This is a genomic window from Pseudomonas sp. ATCC PTA-122608, assembly GCF_001952855.1.
GTDB lineage: Bacteria > Pseudomonadota > Gammaproteobacteria > Pseudomonadales > Pseudomonadaceae > Aquipseudomonas.
The window spans coordinates 272,547-295,922 of the sequence record NZ_LPNO01000002.1 but is presented as its reverse complement, the minus strand read 5'-3'; the positions used below and the strand labels follow the sequence as shown (position 1 = coordinate 295,922).

Genomic DNA, 23,376 nt, shown 5'->3' with positions numbered 1-23,376 from the left:
AGGTTTAAAAGTCAGGTCAAAGTTGCAATAAAGTTCGCGCCATGGATTGCGCGTTATCGGCAGCGGTTGAGTCGCCCATGACCAGGGCTACGGTAATGGCGCCATCAATCAGGATCAGCAGGTGCGCGGCCTGGCGTTCCGGGTTGGGGGTGCCATGTGCTTGACACAGTTCGAGGGCATATTCGAACAGCTTCTGTTTATGGGCCTTGGCCAGCAGGCGCACCGGGTCTTGCGGGTCGCCGGTCTCGCCGCTGGTGTTGATGAAGGCGCAGCCGCGAAAGTCATCGGAGCCGAACCAGGTTTTCAACGCGCTGAACACACCCAGCAGGCGCTCGCCCGTGGTGGCGTGGTGTTCAACTTCGTTGCGCAGCCAGTGCATCCAGCGCTCGTCGCGGCGTTGCAGGGCGGCAATCACCAGTTCGTCCTTGTTGGCGAAGTAGCGGTAGACGCTCTTTCTGGAGACGCCGGCGGTTTTCACCAGAAGATCCATGCCGGTGGCAGCGATGCCATTTCGGTAGATCAACTTTTCGGTAACGTCGAGGATAATGTCGCGAGTGATATCGTTCATGCAATCTACAGTAGAACGATCGTTCTCCTTGGTCAATTAATTATTTTTAACCCCGGGCGGGAAGACCTGAGCCACCCCATGGTGTAAGCTCTCGAGTCCTTCGGATTCGACCCATTGCGAGCCCTATGCCGTCGTTATTCAAACGCTCCCTGTTGCCCAAGCTGCGCGGTTTTCCCCTCACCCCTGACGCGATCGAGGTGCTGTCCGGCGCTGCGCAGTACCGCCGTTGCCTGTTGGAGAAAATCTCCCAGGCCACCCAGCGCATCTACATCGTGGCGTTGTACCTGCAACAGGACGAGGCCGGGCAAGAGATCTATGACGCGTTGCATGCCGCCAAGGCTGCACGGCCCGGGCTGGATATCGTGGTGATGGTCGACTCGCTGCGCGCCCAGCGCGGTTTGATCGGGGCTGGCAAGCAACCGGGCAACAGCGCCTGGTACCAGGCCATGACCCAGTCCCACAGCACCGAAGTGCCGGTGTACGGCGTGCCGGTGCAAACCCGCGAACTGTTCGGCGTGCTGCACCTCAAGGGCTTCGTGATCGATGACAGCGTGCTGTACAGCGGCGCCAGCCTGAACAACGTGTACCTGCACAAGTTTGACAAATACCGTTATGACCGTTACCACCTGATCCACAACAAGGCGCTGGCCGACTCGATGCAGCACCTGGTGGAGCACGGCCTGGTGGCCTCCAAGGCCGTGCATCGGCTGGACCTGCCCAACCCGCCGACCACCCGCAGCCTGCGTAACGACATCGGCGACCTGCGCAGCCGGCTGAAGCACGCGGTGTATGACACCACGGCCGGGCAGTTGCCAAACGGCAACCTGACGGTCAGCCCGTTGCTGGGCGTGTGCAAGAACAACCCCCTGAGCCGGGTGATCTGCGAGCTGATTGCCAGCGCCCAGCATCAGTTGACCATCTGCACGCCGTACTTCAACCTGCCGCTGCCAGTGACCCGGGAAATCAACCGCGCCCTGGCGCGCGGGGTGAAGATCGACATCATCGTCGGTGACAAGACCGCCAACGACTTCTACATCCCGCCGAGCGAGCCGTTCAAGGTCATCGCCGCGCTACCGTATCTCTACGAAATCAGCCTGCGACGCTTTGCCAAGCGCCATCAACGCATGATCGACAGCGGCCAGTTGAACCTGCACCTGTGGCGCGACGGCGACAACACCTACCACCTCAAGGGCATGTGGGTCGACCAGCGCTACACCTTGCTGACGGGCAACAACATCAACCCACGAGCATTTCGCCTCGACCTGGAAAATGCCTTGTTGATCGATGATCCGAAGGGTGAATGGGTAGGGCTTCGGCGCACCGAGCTTGCGGAGATTTTCCAGCACACCTCGCGTATTGAACGCTACCAGCAACTGGAAACCCTGGTGGAGTACCCGGCGGCCGTCGGCAAGTTTTTGCGTCGGGTCAGCCGGGTGCGGATCGAGCGGTTGTTGTATCGGATTTTGTAGAGGAAGGCCTCTTACCCGGCGTTTTCCACTTCAGCGAGAAACAGCCGCAAGGTACAACGTGTCAATTGCGACGGCGTCATTTCTGCTGTCAGGCGGCGGTTGAATCTGGATCCTGAGAGAGCCAGGGCCGCCTTCTGATTCAACGAGTTTGAAGGGGACGCTGATTGTTGCCTCAGATGTTTTTTTCAATTCTACAGACGTCAGCGTTCGCTGATCAAAATAAAGTGTATACCAGGCATCGACTGTGGCTTTGTATCTCAGTTGGAATAGGTGTTCTTCGCCATGCTTCAGTGAAAAATGTTTGGTCAGGACGGCAATCGCTGATGGTGACGTTGGTCCCGGCTGTGCGTAATAACGCGACCCCTGCTTCACGATTTCCATTGGGTAGGCCGAGTCGGCGTACCAGCCATTCCATTCTTCTTCGTCAAATGTTGTCTCATCAATCAGTTTAGTGTTCATCACGAACTCCCTGGCGTTAGACGGAAGCGTCTACTGTCATGAAGGTTGATTTTGTATGGGCTGTCTACTGTCAAAGTTAACAGGTACCGACCTGCTTCCCCTGCGTCAGGGCGCGGGAGAAGCAGGCAGCATGCCAATCAGTTCAAGCCGAGCTTGCCACGCAAGGTGGACAGGTCTTCCGCCAGGGTATTGACCGGGCCAACCAGGGCTTTACGGTCCGCTTCCTTGACCTTGTCGTAGGTTTCAAAACCGCCATCCTTGGTTTTGTACTTGGCCAGGATCTTGTCCACGGCCGCGAAGTTCTTGTCGACTTTGGCGACGAACGCCTTGTCTTGCTTCTCGATCTGCGGACGGAACAGGTCGACGATTTTCTTCGCACCGTCGATGTTGCCCTGGAAGTCATACAGGTCGGTGTGGCTGTAGCGGTCTTCTTCACCGGAGATCTTGGTCGCGGCCACTTCTTCAAGCAGGGCAGCAGCACCACCGACGACTTTTTCCGGCGGGAAGGTCAGGCCGTCAACCCGGGTTTTCAGGTCCAGTACGTCGCTGCTGAGCTTGTCCGCCAGGGCGTCCAGGCCTTTGGTGGTGTTCTCGGAGAACAGGCTGTACTCGATGCGGTGGAAGCCGGTGAAGTCTTCGGCTTTCACGCCTTTTTCGTGGTCGTCGACACGGGAGTCGATGGAGGCGTCGAGGTCGCTGAACAGCTCGGCGATCGGCTCGATCGACTCATAGTGAACGCGGGTTGGCGCGTATAGCTTCTTGGCGGTGGCCAGGTCGCCTTTTTTTACGGCGTCGGTGAACGCCTGGGTCTGGGTGACCAGTTCGCCGATTTCTTCGGTGACGTAGATCTTGTAGTCCGACACCGGCCCTACCAGGTCCAGCGGCGCGGTGGCGGCGAAGGCGGCCAGCGGCGAAAGGCTCATTAACAACGACAATGCGAGAGACGACTTCTTCATGGGACGATTTCCGCTCTGGGGTTTGTTTTAGGTATTGGCAGTAGTTTGAGGATGTGTCGCATCAAGCAGCGAGCGCCCGATGAAATCCTGGGCACCGGTGACGCCCGGCAAGGTGAAGAAATAACCGCCGCCGACCGGCTTCAGGTATTCCTCCAGGGGCTCGCCGTTGAGCCGGGTTTGCACGCTGATAAAGCCTTTCTCCAGGTCAGCCTGGTAGCAGATGAACAACAGCCCCATGTCGAGCTGACCGTTTTTGTTGACGCCGTTGGAGTAGTTGAACGGCCGGCGCAGGATCAGGTTGGCCTGGGTCTGCGGGGTGCGTGGGTTGGCCAGGCGGATGTGGGCATCGAGCTTGGTCAACTTGCCTTCCGGGTCCTTGCTGTAGTCCGGCACCTGGGTTTCTTTCTGGCCATCCATGGGCGCGCCACTGGTCTTGATCCGGCCAATGATGCTTTCTTGCTCTTGCAGGGGCGTGCGGTCCCAGCGCTCGACGAAGTTGCGGATGATCCGCACCGCCTGGTAGCTGCCATTGACGGCCCAGGCCGGTTCGTCGCTGCCCGGCTGTACCCACACAATCTGGTCCATCGCCTTATTGTCGTTGGAGTTCGGGTTGGCCGAGCCGTCGCGAAAACCGAGGAAGTTGCGCGCACTCTGCGCCGGCTCGCCAGGGCGGGCAGGGGCCTGGGGCGGCACGCTGCCTTCCTGCTTCCAGCGCACCAGCAGCAGGTCCGGCAGGTTTTTCACGATGTCGCGCAGGGCATGGATGTTGGTGTCCGGGGTGTTGGAGCTGAACTGCAGGCTCAGGTCGCCGTGGCACTGCGCCGGTTCCAGCGCATCGTTGGGGAAACCGACCATGCGGATCAGGCGCTTGGGCTTGGCAGCGGCCAGGCCGAAGCGCTCGTCGAACAGCGACTCGCCCACCGACACGGTGATGGTCAGGTTGTCCGGGGTCACCACCGGGCCGAGGATGCCGGAGTCGGTGGGGGGCAGTTTTGGATCGACTTGCACCACAGTGCCGCCGGTCATCAGGAACGCGATGCGCTCGTTCAAGGTGCGGAACAGCCGCTCCAGGTCTTCGCGGTCGCTGGCCAACACGTCGAACGCCACCAGCATGCCGCAGGCCGGGCGCGGGGTGACGATGCCGGTCTGGTGCTTGCCGTGGTAATCGTGATGGTCCTGGGTCTTTTCACTGCTCGGTGCGGTGGTGACTTGCGCGGCAGCGTTGGCAGCCATCGCCGGGCAGCTCAGGCTGCTGCCGGCAATCGCAGCGCCGGTGGCGGCCATGCCCAGCAATACACGACGACGCTGGGATGAAAACTGTTCTGAATCACTCATGTCTACGGTCGTCTTCACTTCAGGCCGGAAAGGCCAAGGGCGGGGTCGATTCCATCGAGTGCAACGGCCAGAGCCTTGGCCTTGTCGGCGATCTGCTTGCGCTGATCGGCGGTAACGCTGTCATACGTGGCGTAGCGGCCATCGACTTTCAAACCGTTGAGTTCGGCGTCGAGGGCGCTGATCGCGCTGTCGATCCCCGGCAGCAATTGCGCGGCAGATTTGGTCAACAGCGGGCGCATCAGGTCCACCACTTTGCGGGCGGCATCCAGGTTGGCGGCGAAGCCGTTGAGATCGGTATGGCTGTAGCGCTCTTCCTCGCCGCTGGCGGCGCGTACGTCAGCCAGGCTGTTGAGGTTGCGCACCACGATGCTCACCAGTTGCTCCGGCGGCAGCGACTGGGCCAGCAGCTGTTGCTTGAGGCTGGTGACGTCGGTGACCAGGCGCTGGGCAATCGGCGCCAGGCCATCGAGATTGCGTTGCTGGAACAGGCCGTATTCGAGACGGTGGAAGCCGCTGAAGGCCGGGTCCTGCTCGCGCTTTTCAAAGTAGTCGGCGCGGGCGTTGATCGCGTTGTCCAGTTCCGCCAGGCGTTGGGAGGCCGGGGCCAGACGCTGGTAGGCCTCGCGGGCCGGTACGTAAAGTGCCTGGGCCTGGGCGAGGTCGCCGGCTTCGATGGCCTGGTCAAGTGCCGTAACGGCCTTGACCAGCGCGCCGCCCTGACTGCTCAGGTACACGCGGAACTCCGACAGCGGGCCGATAAACGCCACCATAGACGGCTTGGCCTTGGCTTGGGCGTCCGACTCGGCAGTCGGTGTCACCTTCAAGGTGCCACGCGGGTTGCTCAGCAGGCCGCAGGTGATCTGGTAGTCGCCGGGCAGCAGGTTGGCGTTGATCACCTGGCTCAGGCCCGGGGCGATATTTTCGCGCTCTTCGACCACCAGCACGCCGTCGAGGATTTCCCACTCCACGGCACGGTCCGAGCGGTTGATGATGCGGAAACTGGCGCGTCCTGCCGGCACTGTCAGCGCATTCGGCTCGCAGCTGTGGGCGTGGATGGTGACGGCAATTTCATTGTGGTTGGCCTGGCGCTTGGAGGCGGCCAGTTGCGAGGCGTAGTAGAACAGGCCACCGGCGGCGATCATCACGACCACCGAGCCGCCCACCGCCCAGCGCAAGGCGCGGGACGGCGGAGCCGGTTGAGGGGTTGGGTTGGACAAGAGGCGGTCCTTACTGGCTGGAAACGGAAGAAGTTGTGCGGGTAGCCGGCTTGCTCGGCGGCGCGGGCAGGAAGAACATCACCAGGGCCACCACCAGGTAAATCAGGTAGGCGCCGAGGGTGCTGATGGTCGGGGCGTCCTGATAGCCGAACATGCCGGCCAGCACCGAGCCCAGCGGGCCATCCATCGGCAGCGTCGCGCTGAAATCGAACAAGACGGTTTGCAGGTGGTTCCACACCCCGGCTTCGTGCAGGGCTTGTACCGAGTTGGCGAGGATGCCGGCGGCGACCACCAGGATAAACAGGCCGGTCCAGCGGAAGAATGCGCCGAGGTTCAGGCGCATGCTGCCGGTGTAGATCAGGAAGCCGACGATGATCGCCAGGATCAGGCCGAGCAGGGCGCCAATCGGCGCGCCCGGGCCTTCGCTTTGCTGGAACACGGCCAGCAGGAAGAACACGGTTTCGAGACCTTCACGGGCCACGGCAAAAAACACCATGGCGATCAGCGCCGTGACCTGGTGTTTGGAGCCGGCGAGGGCATGATCGAGGGATTCATGCAGGGAATGCTTGATGGAGCGCGCCACCTTGCGCATCCAGAACACCATGGAGCTGAGAATGCCCACGGCCACCAGGCCGACGAGGCCTTCGAACAGTTCCTGTTGTTTCTGCGGGAATTCGGCACTCACCAGTTCCAGGCCACCGCCGACCAGCAGTGCCAGGGCTGCTGCCAGAAATACGCCGATCCACACTGCGGGCATGTACTGGCCACGGCCAGTTTGCTTGAGGTAGCTGGCAATAATGCCAACGATCAAGGCGGCTTCTATGCCTTCGCGCAGCATGATTAAAAAAGGAACAAGCATTCGGCACCGAATCGTCACTAGATAGGAAGCTAAGTTGTAACATAATGATACTCATTACTAAACAGTGAATCTTGACCTTTACTGAACCTTGACTGAACGGTGGTGGCAAACCGCAACCCCCACTAGAATGCGCGGCATTGCCCAAGCCACCGGATCGCTCCATTCCCCATGTCGGAAAAAGACACCATTTCCATCCAACTGGTCCGCGAAGCCCTGTTGCAGAGCTGCGCGCCGGGTGCGGCGACCGATGAAGTATTGAATAAAGTCGGAATCGATCCCGCGCTGCTCGGCCAGCCAACCGCACGCGTCCCGGCAACGGCTTACGCGCGTTTATGGCGCCTGCTGGCACGGCGGATGGACGACGAATTTTTCGGCATGGACCCGCGCAAGCTCAAATCCGGCAGCCTGGAATTCCTGTGCCGCGCCTCGATGGCCCAACCGACCCTGGCCACCGCGCTGGAAACCGGCCTGGGCTTCCTGTCGCTGATGTTCGAGCGCATGCCGGCGCAACTGGTGCACCAGCAGAGCCTGGCGGAAATCGTACTGTTGGAACCGGAGCCTGAACCCAAGCGAGCCTTCACCTACTTCGCCTACTGGATGATCGTCCACGGCGTCGCCTGCTGGCTGGCGGGGCGGCGCATCCCGATCCTGGCGATCGAACTGCGCTGCCCGCAGCCAGACTTCTGCGACGACTACCAAGTGATGTTCTCCGACAACCTGCGCTTCGACCGGCCGCGCACCCGAATGATTTTCTCCGCCGACTGCCTCGACCTGCCAATCAAACGCAGCCCGGAAGAACTCAAGCGCTTCCTGGCCCATGCCCCCGCCAACATCCTCGTCAAATACCGCGACCCCGACAGCCTCGCCACCCGCATCAAGACTGACCTTCGGCAAATGCCCGCCGATACCTGGCCGGAAACCGAAGGCCTGGCCGCGTCGCTGTGCATCTCCGCCTCCACCCTGCGCCGGCGCCTGGCGGAAGAAGGGCAGACCTACCAAGGTCTCAAGGACAGCGTGCGCAAAGAACTGGCGATCGTGTGGTTGGCGGACTCCGACATCAGCTTTACCGAAATCGCCACCCGCCTGGGGTTTGCCGATGCCAGCTCGTTCTACAAAGCCTTCCGCAAGTGGTCGGGCTCCAACCCCGGGCACTATCGCAGCCTGATACTTAACGAAACGCCGAACCTGTAGGAGCGAGCTTGCTCGCGAAAAACTTGAGGGCGCCGCGTTCATCCAGAATGCCAGCGTCATCGTTAACGACCTTCGCGAGCAAGCCCGCTCCCACATTTGACCGTGCCCGCTTTAGTTTCTGATTTTGCTCTTCCACACTCAAGCCGGCCGGTAGGCCGCTGTGCTCTTGCTTTTGATCTTGATCTTAGGCGCCCCGTTAAACCACGCTGGCCGAACGCAGGCTTTGGAGCGTGGGTAACCCGGCAGGACGCCGGGTTAGCCGTGCTGGGCCAAGGATGGCCCATCGCGGCGGCCCACGGTCCAAAGCCGGAGTGAGGGCACACCGAGCCTAAGCGAGGTGCCGAGTGGTGGGGCAAGAGCGTTTTGCTTACTTTTGCGCTGTTCAAAAGTGAGCCGCTGTAAGAGCGGAACCCATATCAGCCATCACCCAAATAACGGATATACACACAAAACCTCAGCCCAAAAAAAGCCCCGCGACCGAATGACGGCACGGGGCTAAAAATTGGCTGGATGCGACCAACCAAAGGAGCTCTTTAAATCACATCACTTGGCACTGGCGATGGTGGTACTCGGCTGCCACCCACCCCCCAACGCCTTGTAAATCGCGACAATCCCACGATACAGATCCACCTCGGCCTGAGCCTGCGAATCCTCGGCAGCCAAACGCTCACGTTGCGCGTCCAGCAACACCAGGAAATCCACCGTCCCTTCGCGGTAACGAATCTCCGCCAGATCCGCAGCAGCCCGGCTCGACTCACTCTGACGAATCAGCGAAACCAACCGCTGCTGGCGTTTACCGTAATCACTGAAGGCATTTTCCGATTCTTCCAGCGCCAGCAACACCTGCTGTTCATAGCTCGCCAGAGCGCCATCCGCCTCGGCATCCGCGCCGCGCAACCGCGCCCGCACGCTACCCAAGTCAAACGCCGCCCAGGTAATGCTCGGACCCAGCGACCAGGCATTCGCCGCCGCCGACCCAATCTGCGAACCCCGCCCAGCGGTAAACCCGAGGAACCCACTGAGGCTCACCCGCGGAAACAGATCAGCCTTGGCCACCCCAATCCGCGCCGTGGCGGCTGCCAACTTACGCTCGGCACTGAGAATGTCCGGACGACGCTGCAACAGTTGCCCCGGATCACCAATCGGCAACGCCTTGGCAATCGCCGGCAAATCTTTCGGGCTCAAATCCACGCTCAACTTGTCCGGACGCTCACCGAGCAGGGTAGCGATGCGATTACGCTCGCGAACTTCCTCGGCCTGCAGTTGCGGCACACTGGCTTCTACAGCCGCCAGCCGCGCATCGGCACGCACTACATCGAGCTGATCGCCCACACCGGCATCCCGCAGGCTGACCGTAATGCCGCGCGAATCCTCCTGATTCTTCAGGTTGGCCACCGCGATCTTCTCACGCAGTTGCGCGCCTCGCAGTTGACCGTAAGCATCCACCAGCTCGGCAATCATCGTGACTTGCAGTTGATACAGGTCGGCCTCGGCAACCTGTTGGTCAGCGTCGCTGGCCTCGAGGTTGCGGCGGATGCGCCCGAACAAGTCCACTTCCCAGGCCATGTCCAGGCCCAGGTCATAACGCTCACTGTTGACGCGTTTGGTGGTCTGGCCCGGAATCTGGCCTTTGCCCACGTCGCTGCTGGCGCGGCTGGTGATCACCGGCATCACGTCATTGGCCGCGTCATCACGAATCGCCCGGGCCGCCCGCAGGCGGGCAAATGCCACCCGCAGGTCACGGTTACCGTTCAGGGACTGAGTCACCAACTGGTTAAGGGTCGGGTCCTCGAACTGCTGCCACCAGATGCCTTCGAACTTCGCGTGGTCGTACTGCTTGGCGTCGGCGGCGGCCGTTACGTTGGCCGCCTCCAGTGGCTGGGTTTTATAGTCCGGGCCCACGGCACAGGCGCTCAGCGCCAGTACCAGCAAGCTCGGCAAAAATACTTTCACGCTCATTGCTGTGTCTCCAGCTTCAAGGCCTTGGCCGCTTTGCGCGCCTCACCGCGTTCAACAAACCGGCGGATCAGTACATAGAACACTGGGGTCAGCAGCAGACCGAAGAAGGTCACGCCGATCATCCCGGAGAACACCGCCACACCCATGGCATGACGCATCTCGGCACCGGCACCGCTGGACAACACCAGAGGCACCACACCCATGATGAAGGCGAACGAGGTCATCAGGATCGGCCGCAGACGCAGACGGCAGGCTTCCAGTACCGCGGCGAGCGGGTCGAGGCCTTCCTGCTGTTTATCCTTGGCGAACTCGACGATCAGAATCGCGTTCTTACAGGCCAGGCCCACCAGTACGATCAGGCCGATCTGGGTAAAGATGTTGTTGTCGCCGCCAGAGATAATCACCCCGGTGATGGCCGACAGCAGGGTCATCGGTACGATCAGGATCACCGCCAATGGCAGGCTCCAGCTTTCGTATTGGGCGGCGAGTACCAGGAACGCCAGCAGTACGCAGAGCGGGAACACGAACAGCGCAGTGTTGCCCGAGAGGATTTGCTGATAGGTCAGGTCGGTCCACTCGTAGGTCATGCCGTTGGGCAGTTCGTCTTTCAACAGTTTCTCGATCGCCACCTGGGCCTGGCCGGAGCTGTAGCCCGGTGCGGCGTTGCCGTTGATCTCGGCGGTGATGAAGCCGTTGTAGTGCATCACGCGGTCCGGACCCGAGGTGTCGCTGACCTTGATGAAGGTCGCCAGGGGAATCATCTCGCCTTTGTTGTTACGCACTTTCAGCTGACCGATCTGGTCTTCATCCTGGCGGAACTGTTGCTCAGCCTGCACGTTGACCTGATAGGTGCGCCCGAAGCGGTTGAAGTCGTTGGCATACAACGAACCCAGGTAGATCTGCAGGGTGTCGAAGATGTCACTGATCGCCACGCCATGGGTCTTGGCCTTTTCACGGTCGATGGCAGCATCGACTTGGGGCACGTTGACCGTGTAGCTGGTGAACAGGCCGAACAACTCAGGCACGCCACGGCTCTTGGTAATGATGTTCTGCACTTCTTTGTACAGCTCGTCGTAACCCAGGTTGCCACGGTCTTCGACCTGCAGGCGGAACCCGCCGATCGTACCCAGGCCCTGTACCGGCGGCGGTGGGAAGATCGCCATGTAGGCTTCCTGGATGCTGCTGTATTTGCCATTCAGTGCACCGGCAATCGCACCGGCCGACAGGCTTGGGTCTTTACGCTCATCGAACGGCTTCAAGGTCACGAACACGATGCCGTTGTTCGGGCTGTTGGTAAAACCGTTGATCGACAAACCAGGGAAGGCAATCGCGCTTTCCACGCCCGGCTGTTTCATCGCAATGTCCGACATGCGCTTGATCACGTCTTCGGTGCGATCCAGGCTCGCGGCGTCCGGCAATTGCGCGAAGGCCACCAGGTATTGCTTGTCCTGGGCCGGTACGAAACCGGTCGGCGTGTGGGCAAAGCCCAGCCAGGTCAGGACCATCAGGCCGGCGTACAGGAACAGCGCGATGCCACTGCCGCGAATCACCCGGCGCACAGTGCCGACGTAACCATGGCTGGCCTTCTCGAAGAAACGGTTGAACGGCTTGAACAACCAACCGCCCAGCATCTTGTCGAGGAACCTGGAGAAGCCGTCTTTCGGTGCGTTGTGGCCTTTGAGCAATACCGCTGCCAGTGCGGGCGACAGGGTCAGCGAGTTGAACGCCGAAATTACCGTCGAGATCGCAATGGTCAAGGCGAACTGCTTATAGAACTGCCCGGTCAAGCCGCTGATAAAGGCCGCTGGAATGAACACCGCACACAGTACCAGCGCGGTCGCGATGATCGGGCCGGTCACTTCGCTCATGGCCTTTTCGGTGGCCGGGAACGGTTCCAGTCCAAGCTCGATGTTCCGCTCGACGTTCTCCACCACCACGATGGCGTCGTCCACCACGATACCAATCGCCAACACCAGTCCGAACAGCGACAGCGCATTGAGCGAGAAGCCAAACAGGTGCATCACCGCAAAGGTACCGATCAACGAAACCGGCACCGCCACCAACGGAATGATCGACGCACGCCAGGTTTGCAGGAACAGGATCACCACCAGCACCACCAGAATCAGTGCTTCGAACAAGGTGTGAACCACGGCCTCGATGGAACCGCGCACGAAGACGGTCGGGTCGTAGGCGATTCGGTAGTCCATGCCTTCCGGGAAGCTCTTTTTCAGCTCCGCCATTTCGGCGCGCACTTCATTGGAGATGTCGATGGCGTTGGAGCCAGGGCGCTGGAAGATCGGAATCGCCACCGCCGGCTGGTTGTCGATCAACGAGCGCAGGGCATATTGGCTGGAACCCAGCTCAACCCGCGCGATGTCCTTCAGGCGCGTGATTTCGCCGTTGTCACCGGCACGAATGACGATGTTCTCGAACTCTTCCTCAGTGACCAGACGGCCCTGGGTATTCACCGACAGCTGGAAACTGGTGTCAGTCGGCGCAGGCTGCGCACCCAGTGCACCGGCCGCTACCTGGCGGTTCTGTTCGCGAATGGCTGTCACCACATCAGTGGCGGTCAGGTTGCGCGAGGCGGTCTTGTTCGGATCGAGCCACACCCGCAGGGAGTAGTCGCCCATGCCGAACAGCTGCACATCGCCCACGCCGCCCAGCCGTGCCAGCTCATCCTTGATATTCAGGATCGCGTAGTTGGACAGGTACAGCATGTTGTAGCGCTGATCGGGGGAGGTGATGTGCACCACCATGGTCAGGTCGGGAGAGGCCTTGTCCACGGTGATGCCGATGCGTGTCACTTCCTCAGGCAGTTTTGGCTGAGTCCGGGTTACCCGGTTCTGGACCTGCACCTGCGCGTTGTCCAGGTCGGTGCCCAGGGCGAAGGTGATGGTCAGGGTCAGCTTGCCGTCGGCGGTCGATTGCGAGGACATGTACAGCATGTTCTCGACGCCGGTGATGGCTTGCTCCAGAGGCGCGGCCACGGTTTCACCGATGACCTTGGGGTTGGCGCCCGGGAAGTTGGCGCGTACCACTACAGTCGGCGGCACCACTTCCGGGTATTCACTGATGGGTAGCTGGAACAGTGAAATCGCGCCGGCGATCAGGATCAACAGCGACAACACCGCTGCGAAGATCGGCCGCGAAATGAAGAACTTGGAAAAATTCATCTTGAGTCGTATCCCTTAACCGCGTGGAGTCGCGACACTGGCGAGCTTGGGCGCGGCTTTATCCGGCGCCACTTGCTCCAGGTTGCTGGCTTCAAGCGCTTGTCGTTGTTGTGCCAAGGCGGCGAGGGTTTCCTTGCTGGCCATCGGGATGGTTTCCGGAGCAACCGGCGATCCCGGGCGAACGCGCTGCAAGCCCTTGACGATGATCGTGTCGTCCTTGGTCAGGCCGCTGCGCACAATGCGCAAGCCTTCGATCTTCGGCCCCAGTTCCACGGCGCGATAGGCAGGCTTGTCGCCGTCCATCACCAGTACGAATTTCTTGCCCAGGTCGGTGCCCACGGCTTCGTCGCTGATCAGCACGGCGGAGTAGGTGCCGCTGCCCACCAGCTTCAAGCGGGCATACAGGCCAGGGGTGTATTCGCCCTTGCTGTTATCGAACACGGCGCGACCGCGAATGGTGCCGGTGGCCGGGTTGACCTGGTTGTCGACGAAGTTCATCTGGCCCAGGTGCGGGTTGCCGGTTTCATTCGACAGGCCCAGGTACACCGGGGTGGTAGCGCCACGGCGACCCTGGCGCGCGAGTTCGGTGTACTTGAGGTACACGCGCTCATCGGCGTCAAAGTAGGCGTAGACCTTGTCGGTGGAGACCACGCTGGTCAGCGCGGTGACATCGGCGGTCACCAGGTTGCCGGCGGTGATTTCGGCACGGCTGACACGGCCGCTGATGGGCGAAGTCACGCGGGTGAAACTCAGGTTCAACTTGGCCAGGTCCAACTGCGCCTGGATCCCGGCGACGGCGGCGCGGGCTTCCTGGGCGGCGGTGGTGCGCGAGTCGGCCAGTTCGGCGGAGATCGCATTGCTCTGGCGCAGGCGTTCGCCGCGCTGGGCTTCGTTATCACTGCGGGAGGCAGCAGCTTTGGTTTGCTGCAGTTGGGCTTCGAGGCGGCGCACTTCAGCCTGGAATGGGCGTGGGTCGATCTGGAACAGCAGGTCGCCTTTCTTGACCAGCGCGCCTTCGGTGAAGGCTACCTGATCGATCTGGCCCGACACGCGCGGACGGATCTGTACGGTTTCCGGCGCTTCGAGGCGGCCGGTGAATTCGTCCCACTCGTTGACCGGTTGTTCCAGCACCTTGGCCACGCTGACATGGCTGGGTGGCATGGCGGCTGCTTGTTCCGGCGCTTTGCCGCAGGCGCTCATCACCATCACGGCCAAAATGGCCAAGGGATAGCGCAAATGTTTGAGAGACTGTTCCATGAAGTGCATCCGCCAATGTATTTAAGATGGGCGGATCATGCTCGGCAGGGTGCTATCTCACGAATCGAATGAAACAAAGGTAACTATCATTCGGAATGATATAAGCGTAAAGCGAGCCCTCTAGCATGCAGGTTTCGTTAGGGAGCTATCAATGCTGTTGATGACAAAGGACTGTTGCGCAAGATGCAAGGAACAGCGCGCCCTATAAACTGTCGGGCGTGCTGGCTATTCAAAGGTGCAGAGCGCCGGGTTGGTTGCCGTGCATTCGTTGCCGGCCCATGCGTTGCCAACCGGCTTGGCATTGACCGGGTTTTTCAGGGTCATGCTCACCGGTTCGTGGTTCTGATCCAGGTAGTGGCATGCCACCGACGACTGACCCTGGCCGCTTTGGATCACCGCCTTTTCAAAGTGGACCTGGTGCAGGTCCTTCTGCTCTGTCATCGGGTTTTGCCCGGTCCATTGCTGACCGTCCGGGCCGGACGCGGAGTAGGCAACCACTTCGCCGGTCGGCGTCTTTTTGTACGTATCTTTAAGGGCATGGGTGGGCGGGCAGGCGGCAGTGCCGGCGTAGACGTTGCCCATCAACGCCATCAGGGTAATCACGAGGGCTGAGGTTTTCTTGAGCTGCCTGTTCATCACGCGTGCTCCTGATCTGGAGTAACTGTGAGGTAAAGACTAGCCCAAACAGGCAACGCCGGAAGGTGCTAAATCCACACGTCGTTGATTGCCGTACGCTCGCCACCCTCACTGCCGGTGTTCAGCACGCCGCAGGGCTCGATCAACAGCAGCTTCACCTCACCCAATGCGTGCGGCTTGTGCTCGACGCCTTTGGGCACCACATACATTTCTCCTTGGCCGATGGTCACGGCGCCGTCGCGGAAGTCGATGCGCAGGGTGCCTTCGAGGACGATAAAGGTTTCATCGGTGTCGGCATGGTCGTGCCAGATAAAGTCACCTTCAATCTTTACCACCTTGAACTGGTAGTCGTTCATTTGCGCGACGACCTTGGGCGCCCATTGCTCGCTGAACAGGGCGTATTTTTGCGCGAAGTTGATCGAAGTGTAATGCGTCGAAGCGGAGGTGGCAGGCATCGGAGGTTCCAGGGTTTCAGCAGATCGGAGCCTTACGTTAGGCCCAACGGCCCCATGGATATTGAATGATCGTGCAGTAGGCGGCGGTCTTGGGTGTGTGCAACTGTTGGCTGGGCAACACCAGTCGGACACTTATGGTTTACGTGGGACAGCGTGATGCCAGCCGTTGTTTTTATCTGATTGATTTTATTAGCAATAATTTATGGCATGGGCTCTGCAATGCACACAGGTGAACCCTTTCACCCGTCGCTCAGCGGAGCCTTGTATGCCTTGCACTTTTTTCTCACGTTTCCGTTTCATCTGGCTTGGCGCAGCGCTGTTGCTGGGCCACGCCGCGCTGTCCCAGGCCGCCGAGGGCGACGACGCGGTGCCGTCCCTGGCCGGCAAGCGCATTGCCGTGAGCATGACCGGCACCAGTCACTATTTTGATATCAAAGCGTTCCAGGCCCAGGTCGACGAGATCAAGCGCCTCGGCGGCACGCCGATCACCCTCGACGCCGGGCGCAATGACAAGAACCTGGTGACCCAACTGCAAACCGTGGTCACCCAGAAACCCGATGCGGTGATCCAGACCCTTGGCACCCTCAGCGTGATCGACCCGTGGCTCAAGCGCATCAGCAAGGCCGGCATCCCGCTGTTCACCATCGACGCGCCTTCGCAGTACAGCCTCAACAACACCACCTCTGATAACGTCGCCACCGGCAAGGCCCTGGCCGATCAACTGATCAAGGACGCCGGCGGCAAGGGCAAAATCCTGGTGTTCAATGGCTTCTACGGCGTGCCGGTGTGCGCGATTCGCTATGACCAGTTGAAGCTGGCGCTCAAGGATCACCCGCAACTGGAAATCATCGAGCCGGAGTTGCGGGATGTGATCCCCAACACCGTGCAGGATGCGTATTCCCAAGTGTCCGCGCTGCTCAACAAGTACCCGGCCGGCAGCGTCTCGGCGATCTGGGCGGCGTGGGACATTCCGCAACTGGGGGCGAGCAAGGCGTTGATCGATGCCAAGCGCACCGAGATCAAGACTTATGGTGTGGACGGCACGCCTGAAGTGCTGCAGCTGCTCGGCCAGGCCAATTCACCGGTGGGCGCAGTGGTCGCCCAGCAGCCGGCGCTGATCGGCAAGACCGCGGTGCAGAACGTGGCCCGCTACCTGGCCGGGCAGCGCGACCTGCCCAAGGAAACTCACGTCGCGACGCTGCTGACCACGGCTGCCAACCTGGCGCAGGTTCAGCAACTGCGGGGTGATTAATGGCTGCATTGCACTTGCAGCACCTGCACAAACGTTTCGGCGCCACCCTGGCGCTGGATGATGCGAGCCTGAAAGTCGAGCGCGGCACCATTCACGGCCTGGTGGGTGAGAACGGTGCCGGCAAGTCGACCTTGATCAAGGTGTTGGCGGGGATCCACAAGGCGGACTCGGGGCAGGTGAGCATTGACGGCCAGGCGTATGCCGCGCTATCGCCGCGCCAGGTGGATGCCCTGGGCGTGCAGTTCATCCATCAGGAGCGCCTGTTGCCGGCGAGTTTTACCGTGGGCGAGGCGTTGTTTTTCGGGCATGAATTACGCCGTGGCCCGTTTGTGGATCGGCGTCGGCAGCAGCGTGAGGCCGAGCGCTTGCTGGCGGAATATTTTGAGCTGCAACTGCCGGCCGACGCGTTGGTAGGCGAGCTGAACAGCGCCGAGCGCCAGGTGCTGCAAATCACCCGGGCGTTGATTCGCCAGCCGAAAATCCTGGTGTTCGACGAGCCCAGCGTGGCGTTGGTCAAGCGCGAGGTCGACCAGTTGCTGCGGATCGTCAAGCGCCTGCGGGACCAGGGTTTATCAATCCTCTATATCTCCCATTACCTGCAGGAAATCGACAGCCTGTGCGATGAGGTGACGGTGTTGCGCAATGGTCGTGATGTGGCGGTGGTGGAGCCACGGCATACCTCCAGCGCGCAGATTGCGCGGTTGATGGTCAATCGTGAGGTGCAGGACATGTATCCCAAGGCTCAGGTCGAACTGGGTGAACCGTTGCTGCAGGTGCGCTCGTTGAGCCTGGCCCGGCGCTATCGGGAGATCGACCTGGAGCTGCGCCGAGGCGAAATCGTCGGACTGACCGGGCTGGTCGGGTCGGGCGCTAAAGACTTGCTCAAGACCCTGTTTGGCGTAGCGCGTGCCGACAGCGGCAGCATCCACCTGGAAGGCCGTTTGTTGCGCCTGCGTTCACCCGGCGACGCCATCGCCCAAGGGATTGCCCTGGTGCCGGAAGAGCGCCGCAGCCAAGGGATTTCACCGCTGCTCTCGGTGCTGGAAAACCTCACGCTGGCCGGGCTGGCGCGGTTCAGCCGTTGGGGGGTGCTGAACAAACGCCAGGAACAGGCCGAAAGCCTGCGCCTGATCGACGAACTGGCAATCAAGGCACCAGGTCCGCAGGCCGCGGTCAGCCAACTCAGCGGGGGCAACCAGCAAAAGGTTGCCTTGGGCAAATGGCTGAGTCGACGCTCGGCGGTGTACCTGTTGGATGAGCCGTGCGTGGGGGTGGATGTCGGCGCCAAAGTCGAGATTTATCGCCTGATCGGGCGCCTGGTGGAAGAGGGGGCTGCGGTGCTGGTGCTGTCTTCGGACTTGCCCGAGCTGCTGGGAATTTGCGACCGCATCCTGGTGTTGCATCGAGGCGAGATTGCCGGTGAGTTCCTGGCCGGTGAGGCGGACAGTGATCAATTGCTGGCGTGTGCCACGGGGGCTGTGCCGCCCACGGTATCCGTGCCGGTGAATCGGGAGGTGGCGCATGTCCCTGCTTGAGACGGCTGCGCCGGGCTTGTCCCAACGGTTGTGGGTACTGGTGTTGCGGCGCGGTTCGGTGGGGGTGTTCCTGGCGATCCTGCTGGGGTTTGCCGTGGCCGCGCCAAACTTTTTGTCGGTGGGTAATATCGCCAATGTGTTCAGCCAGTCGGCCATCCTGGGGGTGCTTGCCTTCGGCCTGACCTGCGTGATCATCGGCGGCGGTTCCAATGTCGTCGCTGGCGGGCTGGACCTGTCGCTGGCGGCCAATCTGGGGTTGTGCGCTGCACTGTTCAGCCGACTCAACAATGCCGGTCTCGACCTTTGGGCCAGCCTGCTGCTGACCTTGGGCTGTGGCCTGGCGGTCGGCCTGCTCAATGGCCTGGCTGTGGTGGTACTGCGTTTGCCACCGTTGCTCGCGACCCTGGCAAGCATGAATGTTCTGGCCGGCCTGGAGTTGGTCCTGACCGAAAACACCGTGGTCTCCACCGACTCACCGTTGCTCGACCTGCTCAGCGGCGGGACCTGGCTGGCAGTGCCGGCACTCGCCTGGGTGTTGCTGGTGACGGCCTTCGTGCTGACGCTGTTGATCCAGCACACGGCGTATGGCCTGCGCCTGCATGCCGTCGGGGAATACCCGCACGCCGCTGAGGCTGCGGGCATTCGGGTGCCAGCGTATGTGCTTTCCAGCTATCTGTTGTCGGGGTTGTGTGCCGCCGTGGCGGCTTTGTGTTCAGCGGCATTTTTCAGCGGCAGCACCACCGGCTCCGGCGACATGCTGCTATCGGTGGTGGCGATTGCCTTTCTCGGCGTGGTGTTTTCCCGGCGACTGGTGGCGAGCATCCCCGGCACCTTGCTGGCGACCTTGCTGATCGGCTTTTTGATCAACGGGTTTCAACTGCTGAACCTGTCGAGCTTCTGGGTCAACGGTGTGCAGGGCGTGCTGATTTTGCTGGTGGTCGCGGCTTCCAGTGCATTGAACCGGGGAGAGCCTTCATGAGTCAGGTATCGACGCTACAAGCACATGGCGGTGGGTGGCGTTCACTGTTACCCCTGACGTTACCGTTGGTGTTCGTGGCCATCGTCATGGTGTTTGCCTGGCAGGCACCCGGGTTCCTCAGTGGCGGTAATCTCAAAAGCCTGGTGCTGAACAACTTCGTGCTGCTGGCGATTGTCGCCATCGGCATGACCTACGCGGTGGCGGCCGGTGGCATCGACCTGTCGGTGGGCACCGCGCTGGATTTCGCCAGTTTCAGCTTTGTAGTGTTACTGAACGCCGGGCACGGGTTGGGTGTGGCGATCGCTGGTGCGTTGGCCGCCGGGTTGCTGGTAGGACTGTTCAACGCCGGCTTGATCGCGGGTTTGCGGATCAGCCCGTTCCTGGCGACCCTCGGCACCTTGTTTATCGGCACCAGTGCCCAGCAGTTGCTCTCGGACGGTGGCCAGCCGATCTACATCGCCCAGGGCTTCAAGCCGGAACTGGCGAGCTTCAGCCCGTTGGGTGTGCCGTTGCCGTTGTTGATCGTGCTGGTATTGGCAGTGGTCTACGGCCTGTTGCTGGCCCGTGGACGCCTGGGGCGCGAACTGCTGGCCCAAGGCACCCAGCCGCTGCTGGCGTATTACTCAGGGTTATCGGTACGGCGCATTGTCACCACCACAGTATTGGCCGCTGCGCTAGCGTGTGGGGTGGCGGGGATTCTGCTCAGTTCTACGGTGAGCGCTTATGTGCCGCTGTCGGGCAATGCGTTCCTGCTGAATGCGATTGGCGCGGTATTTATTGGCACCACGTTGAATCGCCAGGGCCGGGCGAATATTCCGGGCACGCTGCTGGGTGTGCTGTTTATCAACGTCATTGCCAATGGCTTGCTGTTGATCGGCTGGAATTTTTACTGGCAGCAGGTGGCCACCGGCGTGCTGATTTTTGTGGTGCTGGCCTTCAGTTTTATCAGTCGCAGGATCGCGCAGAACACCTGAGGCGCGGCGCCCCAGGTGTCAATCTGGCGGTTACTTTTCCCAGTCAGCCTTGGGGATCAACAGGCCATGGTTGCCGTTATAGGCGGCGCGTTCGGGCTGTTTCCAGCCTTCCAGCAGCGCGTCGTCGAGGCGGTAGATCTCAACCCCCAAGGGACGGCAGACCTTCAGCGGGTCTTCCGCATCCGGGCCCCACATCGGCAGCGACAGGTCGCCACCTGGGCAGGTGGAGAGGGCGCACAGCAGATCGATTTCGGCAAAGAACTCCAGGTAGTCGCCCTGCTTGGCCGGGCAGGCTTTCATGAAGTACATGTCGTCGTGATTCAGGCCGGTGCACTGGAAGATGTTCAGTACGTCATGCACGTCGAACTCGGTCAGACCATGGGGCAACACGGCGCGAGTCAGGTTGGAGTGGCAGTGGTGGTGGAAGTCTTCGCCGGTGAGCATCTTGTTCACGTATGGGTCGCAGCGCGTGCCGAGCAAATCGTGCAGGCGCCCGCCGTGTTCGTCGATGCCGTAGTCGGCCAGGCTGTCGTCGGTGATGGTGACCATCGGCCGCAAAAACGGCAAATTCGACCACAGGCGGTCATAGGTCGTGACATGGGCGCCTTGCAGTTGGCGGGTGCGGGCCGCCCACATGCGTTCGCGAGGGTCGTTGGCACTCCACACGTTGAAGTCGCCCACCTGCGGGCCCACCGGCGTGGTCACACGGAACACATGGCCGGCCGGTACTTTCCAGGCGCGGCCGGTGCGGATCGGCACTTCAAATTGTTCGATCAGGGTGCGGCCGTCCCGGGACTCGCGCACGCGGTCATAAAAGGCTTTGTCGACCTGCAAGGCAGCGCCTTTGCTGACTTGGTAGGCCGCTGGATAGTCCTTGTACATGGTAGGTCCTCGCTTCAGGGTTTGGGGATGCTGCTCAGAATGTCCAGCAGCACCGATTCGGAGTCGTTGAGGTAGCTGCCCAGGGCTTCCCCGGCGGCTTGCTTGTGGCCGTCAACCAGCAGGTCGTGAATCTGCCGGTCGCGTTCCAGCCAGGGTTTCTGGAAGGTTTCCTCGCTGGGGGCGTTGGAAAACACCAGGCGCATCTGGGCTGCAATATGGGTAAAGAATTCGTCCAGCAACGGGCTGCGCATCAGCCCGACGATGTGTTGGTGAAAGCGCAGGCTGTGAGTACCGAAGGCCTGCCAGTTCTCGCGATCCTGGGCCAATTGCGCGGCCTCGATGGACTCGAGCATCAAGTCGGACTGGTACTCGCGCAACGGCTTGCTGGCGGCGATGGCCTGCAGCTCCAGGGTGCGACGCACCTTGAAGAGGTCACGCACTTCATCCACCCCGAGCCGGCGCACGATCACGCCTTTGTTGCGCACGTAACTGGTCAGGCCTTCGCGGCCCAGGTGATGCAGGGCTTCGCGCACGGTGTTGCGCGAGGCGTTATAGGCGTTGACCAGCTCGCTCTCCACCAGCGGCATGCCGGGCAGCAGGCGGCCGCCGATGATGTCTTCACGCAGCTCGATGGCAACCTGGTCGGCCAGCGACAGGCTGGGTTCCTTGGCTTGACTCACGTTGGGGCTCCTTGGGCTCACGCCAGTTGGACGTCTTTGAGGAACTTGGTCATGCGTTCGCTGCGTTGTTCGAGCATTTCACGCGGCGGGGCGTCCTGAATAATCTCGCCGCCTTCCATGAACACCACACGATCGGAGAGCTTGAACGCGAAGTTCATTTCATGGGTCACGATGACCATGGTCATACCTTCGCGAGCCAGCTCTTCGATCACCGCGAGTACGTCGCCCACCAGCTCCGGGTCGAGGGCTGAGGTGGGTTCGTCAAACAGCATCACCGACGGCCGCATCGCCAAGGCGCGCGCAATTGCCACACGCTGCTGTTGGCCGCCGGACAATTGATGCGGGTACTTGCCGGCGTGCTCCAGCATGCCGACCTTGCGCAGCAGGGCCAGGCTCAACAGGCGCAGTTCTTCGCCGCCCCCATGGGCATGGTAGACGGGCGCGAGCATCACGTTCTCAAGGGCGGTTTTATGCGGGAACAGGTTGAACCCCTGGAACACCATGCCGACATGCACGATGCCGCGCATATGCACCTTGTGACCCAGCGCACCCTGGGGCTCCTGAGTGCCACGCAGGAACGGCTGGCCTTGCAGGGTGATTTCGCCACGGTCCAGGCTTTCGAGGCCGTTCATGGTGCGAATCAACGTAGTCTTGCCCGAGCCCGACGGGCCGATGATCGACACCACCTCGCCCCAGCGCACATTCAGTTCGACACCCTTGAGCACTTCCAGCTCGCCATAGGCCTTGCGCACTGCGCGGGCCTGCAACGCAAACTCGCCGGGCTCGGCCTGGCCGGAGGCACGACGCGTCGCCACCTGGTCGAGTTCAGCGGGCGCGATTGCCTTGGGTTTGCGGCGGGTCACGTCCAAGTGGTTTTCAAGCACCCGCAGCAGCCAGCTGAACACCGTCACGATGAACACGTAATAGAATGCCACGGCCAGCATGGTCTCCATCACCAGGAAGTTCTGGGTGTAGAGCTGTTGGCCCACCAGCAGGATTTCCGAGAGCGAAATCACCGACACCAGCGAGGTCAGCTTGACGATGGTGATGTATTCGTTGGCCAGTGTCGGCAATGCCACCCGCAGCGCCTGGGGCACCACGATCAGGCGCTGCACGCCGCGATAACCCACGCCCAACGCCTTGCCGGCTTCGCGCTGCCCCTTGACCACCGCCAGCAAGCCGCCCCGATGAATCTCGGCGATGTAGGCCGCCTCACTCAATACCAGGGCGATCAGGCCCGCGGAGTAAGGGTTGGACAACACCACGCTGGTGGACGGAAACACCTGGGGCAGGTTGTAGACAAAGATCAACAGGACCAGTAACGGCAGGCTGCGGAAGAACCAGATGTAGACCCCGGCGCAATCCCGCAGCCAGCGCCGTTCAGACTGCCGGGCCAGGGCCAGGAAAAACCCCAGCACAATGCCCAGCAGCCAGGTTTCCAGGCTCAGTTCGACCACAGTGCCGACGGCGCGCCAGAAGTCGCCGTTCCACAACAGGCCCAGGGTGTAGTGCCAATCGAATTGCATAAAGGTGCTCC

Annotated in this window: 20 protein-coding genes and 1 pseudogene; 6 read left to right on the top strand and 15 right to left on the bottom strand. The window is 61.2% G+C overall.

From position 1 onward, the window contains the following. Nucleotides 1-16: 16 nt before the first annotated feature. Nucleotides 17-568 carry a TetR/AcrR family transcriptional regulator gene (locus AU074_RS03865; RefSeq protein WP_076013571.1) on the bottom strand — a complete coding sequence of 184 codons (552 nt, stop codon included), beginning with the start codon at nucleotides 566-568 and terminating at the stop codon, nucleotides 17-19. A 125-nt stretch (nucleotides 569-693) separates the two neighbouring features. Here AU074_RS03865 and pssA point away from each other — a divergent pair, with 125 nt between their 5' ends. After that, nucleotides 694-2,037, top strand: coding sequence for a CDP-diacylglycerol--serine O-phosphatidyltransferase (gene pssA / locus AU074_RS03860; protein WP_076013570.1), 1,344 nt, complete (start codon nucleotides 694-696; stop codon nucleotides 2,035-2,037). Between the two features lie 30 nt (nucleotides 2,038-2,067). Here the strand turns inward: pssA and AU074_RS03855 are convergent, their stop codons facing one another. The 5 genes from AU074_RS03855 to efeU form a co-directional block, all read right to left on the bottom strand. Continuing rightward, nucleotides 2,068-2,496 carry a hypothetical protein gene (locus AU074_RS03855; RefSeq protein WP_076013569.1) on the bottom strand — a complete coding sequence of 143 codons (429 nt, stop codon included), beginning with the start codon at nucleotides 2,494-2,496 and terminating at the stop codon, nucleotides 2,068-2,070. A gap of 137 nt (nucleotides 2,497-2,633) precedes the next feature. Continuing rightward, nucleotides 2,634-3,452 (bottom strand): iron uptake system protein EfeO, encoded by an 819-nt coding sequence (gene efeO / locus AU074_RS03850; protein WP_076013568.1) that lies wholly within the window; start codon nucleotides 3,450-3,452, stop codon nucleotides 2,634-2,636. Nucleotides 3,453-3,479: 27 nt separating this feature from the next. Continuing rightward, nucleotides 3,480-4,787 (bottom strand): iron uptake transporter deferrochelatase/peroxidase subunit, encoded by a 1,308-nt coding sequence (efeB, locus tag AU074_RS03845; RefSeq protein WP_076013719.1) that lies wholly within the window; start codon nucleotides 4,785-4,787, stop codon nucleotides 3,480-3,482. A 14-nt stretch (nucleotides 4,788-4,801) separates the two neighbouring features. Further along, entirely contained in the window at nucleotides 4,802-6,004 is a 1,203-nt protein-coding gene (gene efeO / locus AU074_RS03840; protein WP_076013567.1) for an iron uptake system protein EfeO, read from the bottom strand. A 10-nt stretch (nucleotides 6,005-6,014) separates the two neighbouring features. Beyond that, complete coding sequence (gene efeU / locus AU074_RS03835; protein ID WP_076013566.1) at nucleotides 6,015-6,863, bottom strand: iron uptake transporter permease EfeU; 849 nt, start codon at nucleotides 6,861-6,863, stop codon at nucleotides 6,015-6,017. 168 nt (nucleotides 6,864-7,031) lie between these two features. Between efeU and AU074_RS03830 the strand changes: the two genes are divergently transcribed. Beyond that, the gene (locus AU074_RS03830; RefSeq protein ID WP_076013565.1) at nucleotides 7,032-8,054 is read left to right on the top strand and encodes an AraC family transcriptional regulator; all 1,023 of its coding nucleotides are present in this window, start codon (nucleotides 7,032-7,034) and stop codon (nucleotides 8,052-8,054) included. On the opposite strand, the pseudogene AU074_RS34775 reads toward AU074_RS03830, so the two are convergent. From AU074_RS34775 to AU074_RS03800, 6 genes and pseudogenes are all read right to left on the bottom strand, one after another. After that, nucleotides 8,050-8,136 (bottom strand): annotated as a pseudogene (locus AU074_RS34775) (outer membrane lipoprotein carrier protein LolA); the annotation flags it as partial. The gene AU074_RS03830 and the pseudogene AU074_RS34775 sit on opposite strands and share 5 nt — an antisense overlap. A 461-nt stretch (nucleotides 8,137-8,597) precedes the next feature. Next, a complete protein-coding gene (locus tag AU074_RS03820) occupies nucleotides 8,598-10,013 on the bottom strand; it encodes an efflux transporter outer membrane subunit (protein WP_076013564.1) in 1,416 nt (471 codons plus the stop codon). Next, a complete protein-coding gene (locus AU074_RS03815) occupies nucleotides 10,010-13,189 on the bottom strand; it encodes an efflux RND transporter permease subunit (protein WP_076013563.1) in 3,180 nt (1,059 codons plus the stop codon). Before AU074_RS03815 ends, AU074_RS03820 begins: the two co-directional genes overlap by 4 nt. Nucleotides 13,190-13,204: 15 nt before the next feature. Further along, a complete protein-coding gene (gene mexE, locus AU074_RS03810) occupies nucleotides 13,205-14,446 on the bottom strand; it encodes a multidrug efflux RND transporter periplasmic adaptor subunit MexE (RefSeq protein ID WP_076013718.1) in 1,242 nt (413 codons plus the stop codon). Between the two features lie 225 nt (nucleotides 14,447-14,671). Next, nucleotides 14,672-15,082 (bottom strand): DUF3757 domain-containing protein, encoded by a 411-nt coding sequence (locus tag AU074_RS03805; RefSeq protein WP_076013562.1) that lies wholly within the window; start codon nucleotides 15,080-15,082, stop codon nucleotides 14,672-14,674. Between the two features lie 68 nt (nucleotides 15,083-15,150). Next, a complete protein-coding gene (locus AU074_RS03800) occupies nucleotides 15,151-15,537 on the bottom strand; it encodes a cupin domain-containing protein (protein ID WP_076013561.1) in 387 nt (128 codons plus the stop codon). A gap of 265 nt (nucleotides 15,538-15,802) precedes the next feature. On the opposite strand from AU074_RS03800, the gene AU074_RS03795 reads away from it, so the two are divergent. Genes AU074_RS03795 through AU074_RS03780 form a run of 4 tightly spaced genes read left to right on the top strand, consistent with a single transcriptional unit; the run spans nucleotide 15,803 to nucleotide 20,277 of the window. Beyond that, nucleotides 15,803-16,789: a sugar ABC transporter substrate-binding protein gene (locus AU074_RS03795; protein ID WP_076013560.1), complete on the top strand. Its 987-nt coding sequence runs from the start codon at nucleotides 15,803-15,805 to the stop codon at nucleotides 16,787-16,789. After that, on the top strand, nucleotides 16,789-18,324 hold the full coding sequence (locus tag AU074_RS03790; RefSeq protein ID WP_076013559.1) for a sugar ABC transporter ATP-binding protein: 1,536 nt from the start codon (nucleotides 16,789-16,791) through the stop codon (nucleotides 18,322-18,324). Before AU074_RS03795 ends, AU074_RS03790 begins: the two co-directional genes overlap by 1 nt. After that, nucleotides 18,311-19,303 (top strand): ABC transporter permease, encoded by a 993-nt coding sequence (locus tag AU074_RS03785; RefSeq protein ID WP_076013558.1) that lies wholly within the window; start codon nucleotides 18,311-18,313, stop codon nucleotides 19,301-19,303. Before AU074_RS03790 ends, AU074_RS03785 begins: the two co-directional genes overlap by 14 nt. Next, nucleotides 19,300-20,277: an ABC transporter permease gene (locus AU074_RS03780; protein ID WP_076013557.1), complete on the top strand. Its 978-nt coding sequence runs from the start codon at nucleotides 19,300-19,302 to the stop codon at nucleotides 20,275-20,277. Before AU074_RS03785 ends, AU074_RS03780 begins: the two co-directional genes overlap by 4 nt. Before the next feature lie 30 nt (nucleotides 20,278-20,307). On the opposite strand, the gene AU074_RS03775 is transcribed toward AU074_RS03780, so the two are convergent. The 3 genes from AU074_RS03775 to AU074_RS34740 are packed head-to-tail and all read right to left on the bottom strand — an operon-like array spanning nucleotide 20,308 to nucleotide 23,365. Then, on the bottom strand, nucleotides 20,308-21,159 hold the full coding sequence (locus AU074_RS03775) for a DUF1989 domain-containing protein (protein ID WP_003210853.1): 852 nt from the start codon (nucleotides 21,157-21,159) through the stop codon (nucleotides 20,308-20,310). A 14-nt stretch (nucleotides 21,160-21,173) separates the two neighbouring features. Then, nucleotides 21,174-21,839 (bottom strand): GntR family transcriptional regulator, encoded by a 666-nt coding sequence (locus tag AU074_RS03770; protein ID WP_076013556.1) that lies wholly within the window; start codon nucleotides 21,837-21,839, stop codon nucleotides 21,174-21,176. Nucleotides 21,840-21,856: 17 nt separating this feature from the next. Continuing rightward, complete coding sequence (locus tag AU074_RS34740) at nucleotides 21,857-23,365, bottom strand: amino acid ABC transporter permease/ATP-binding protein (protein ID WP_076013555.1); 1,509 nt, start codon at nucleotides 23,363-23,365, stop codon at nucleotides 21,857-21,859. Nucleotides 23,366-23,376: the final 11 nt, after the last annotated feature.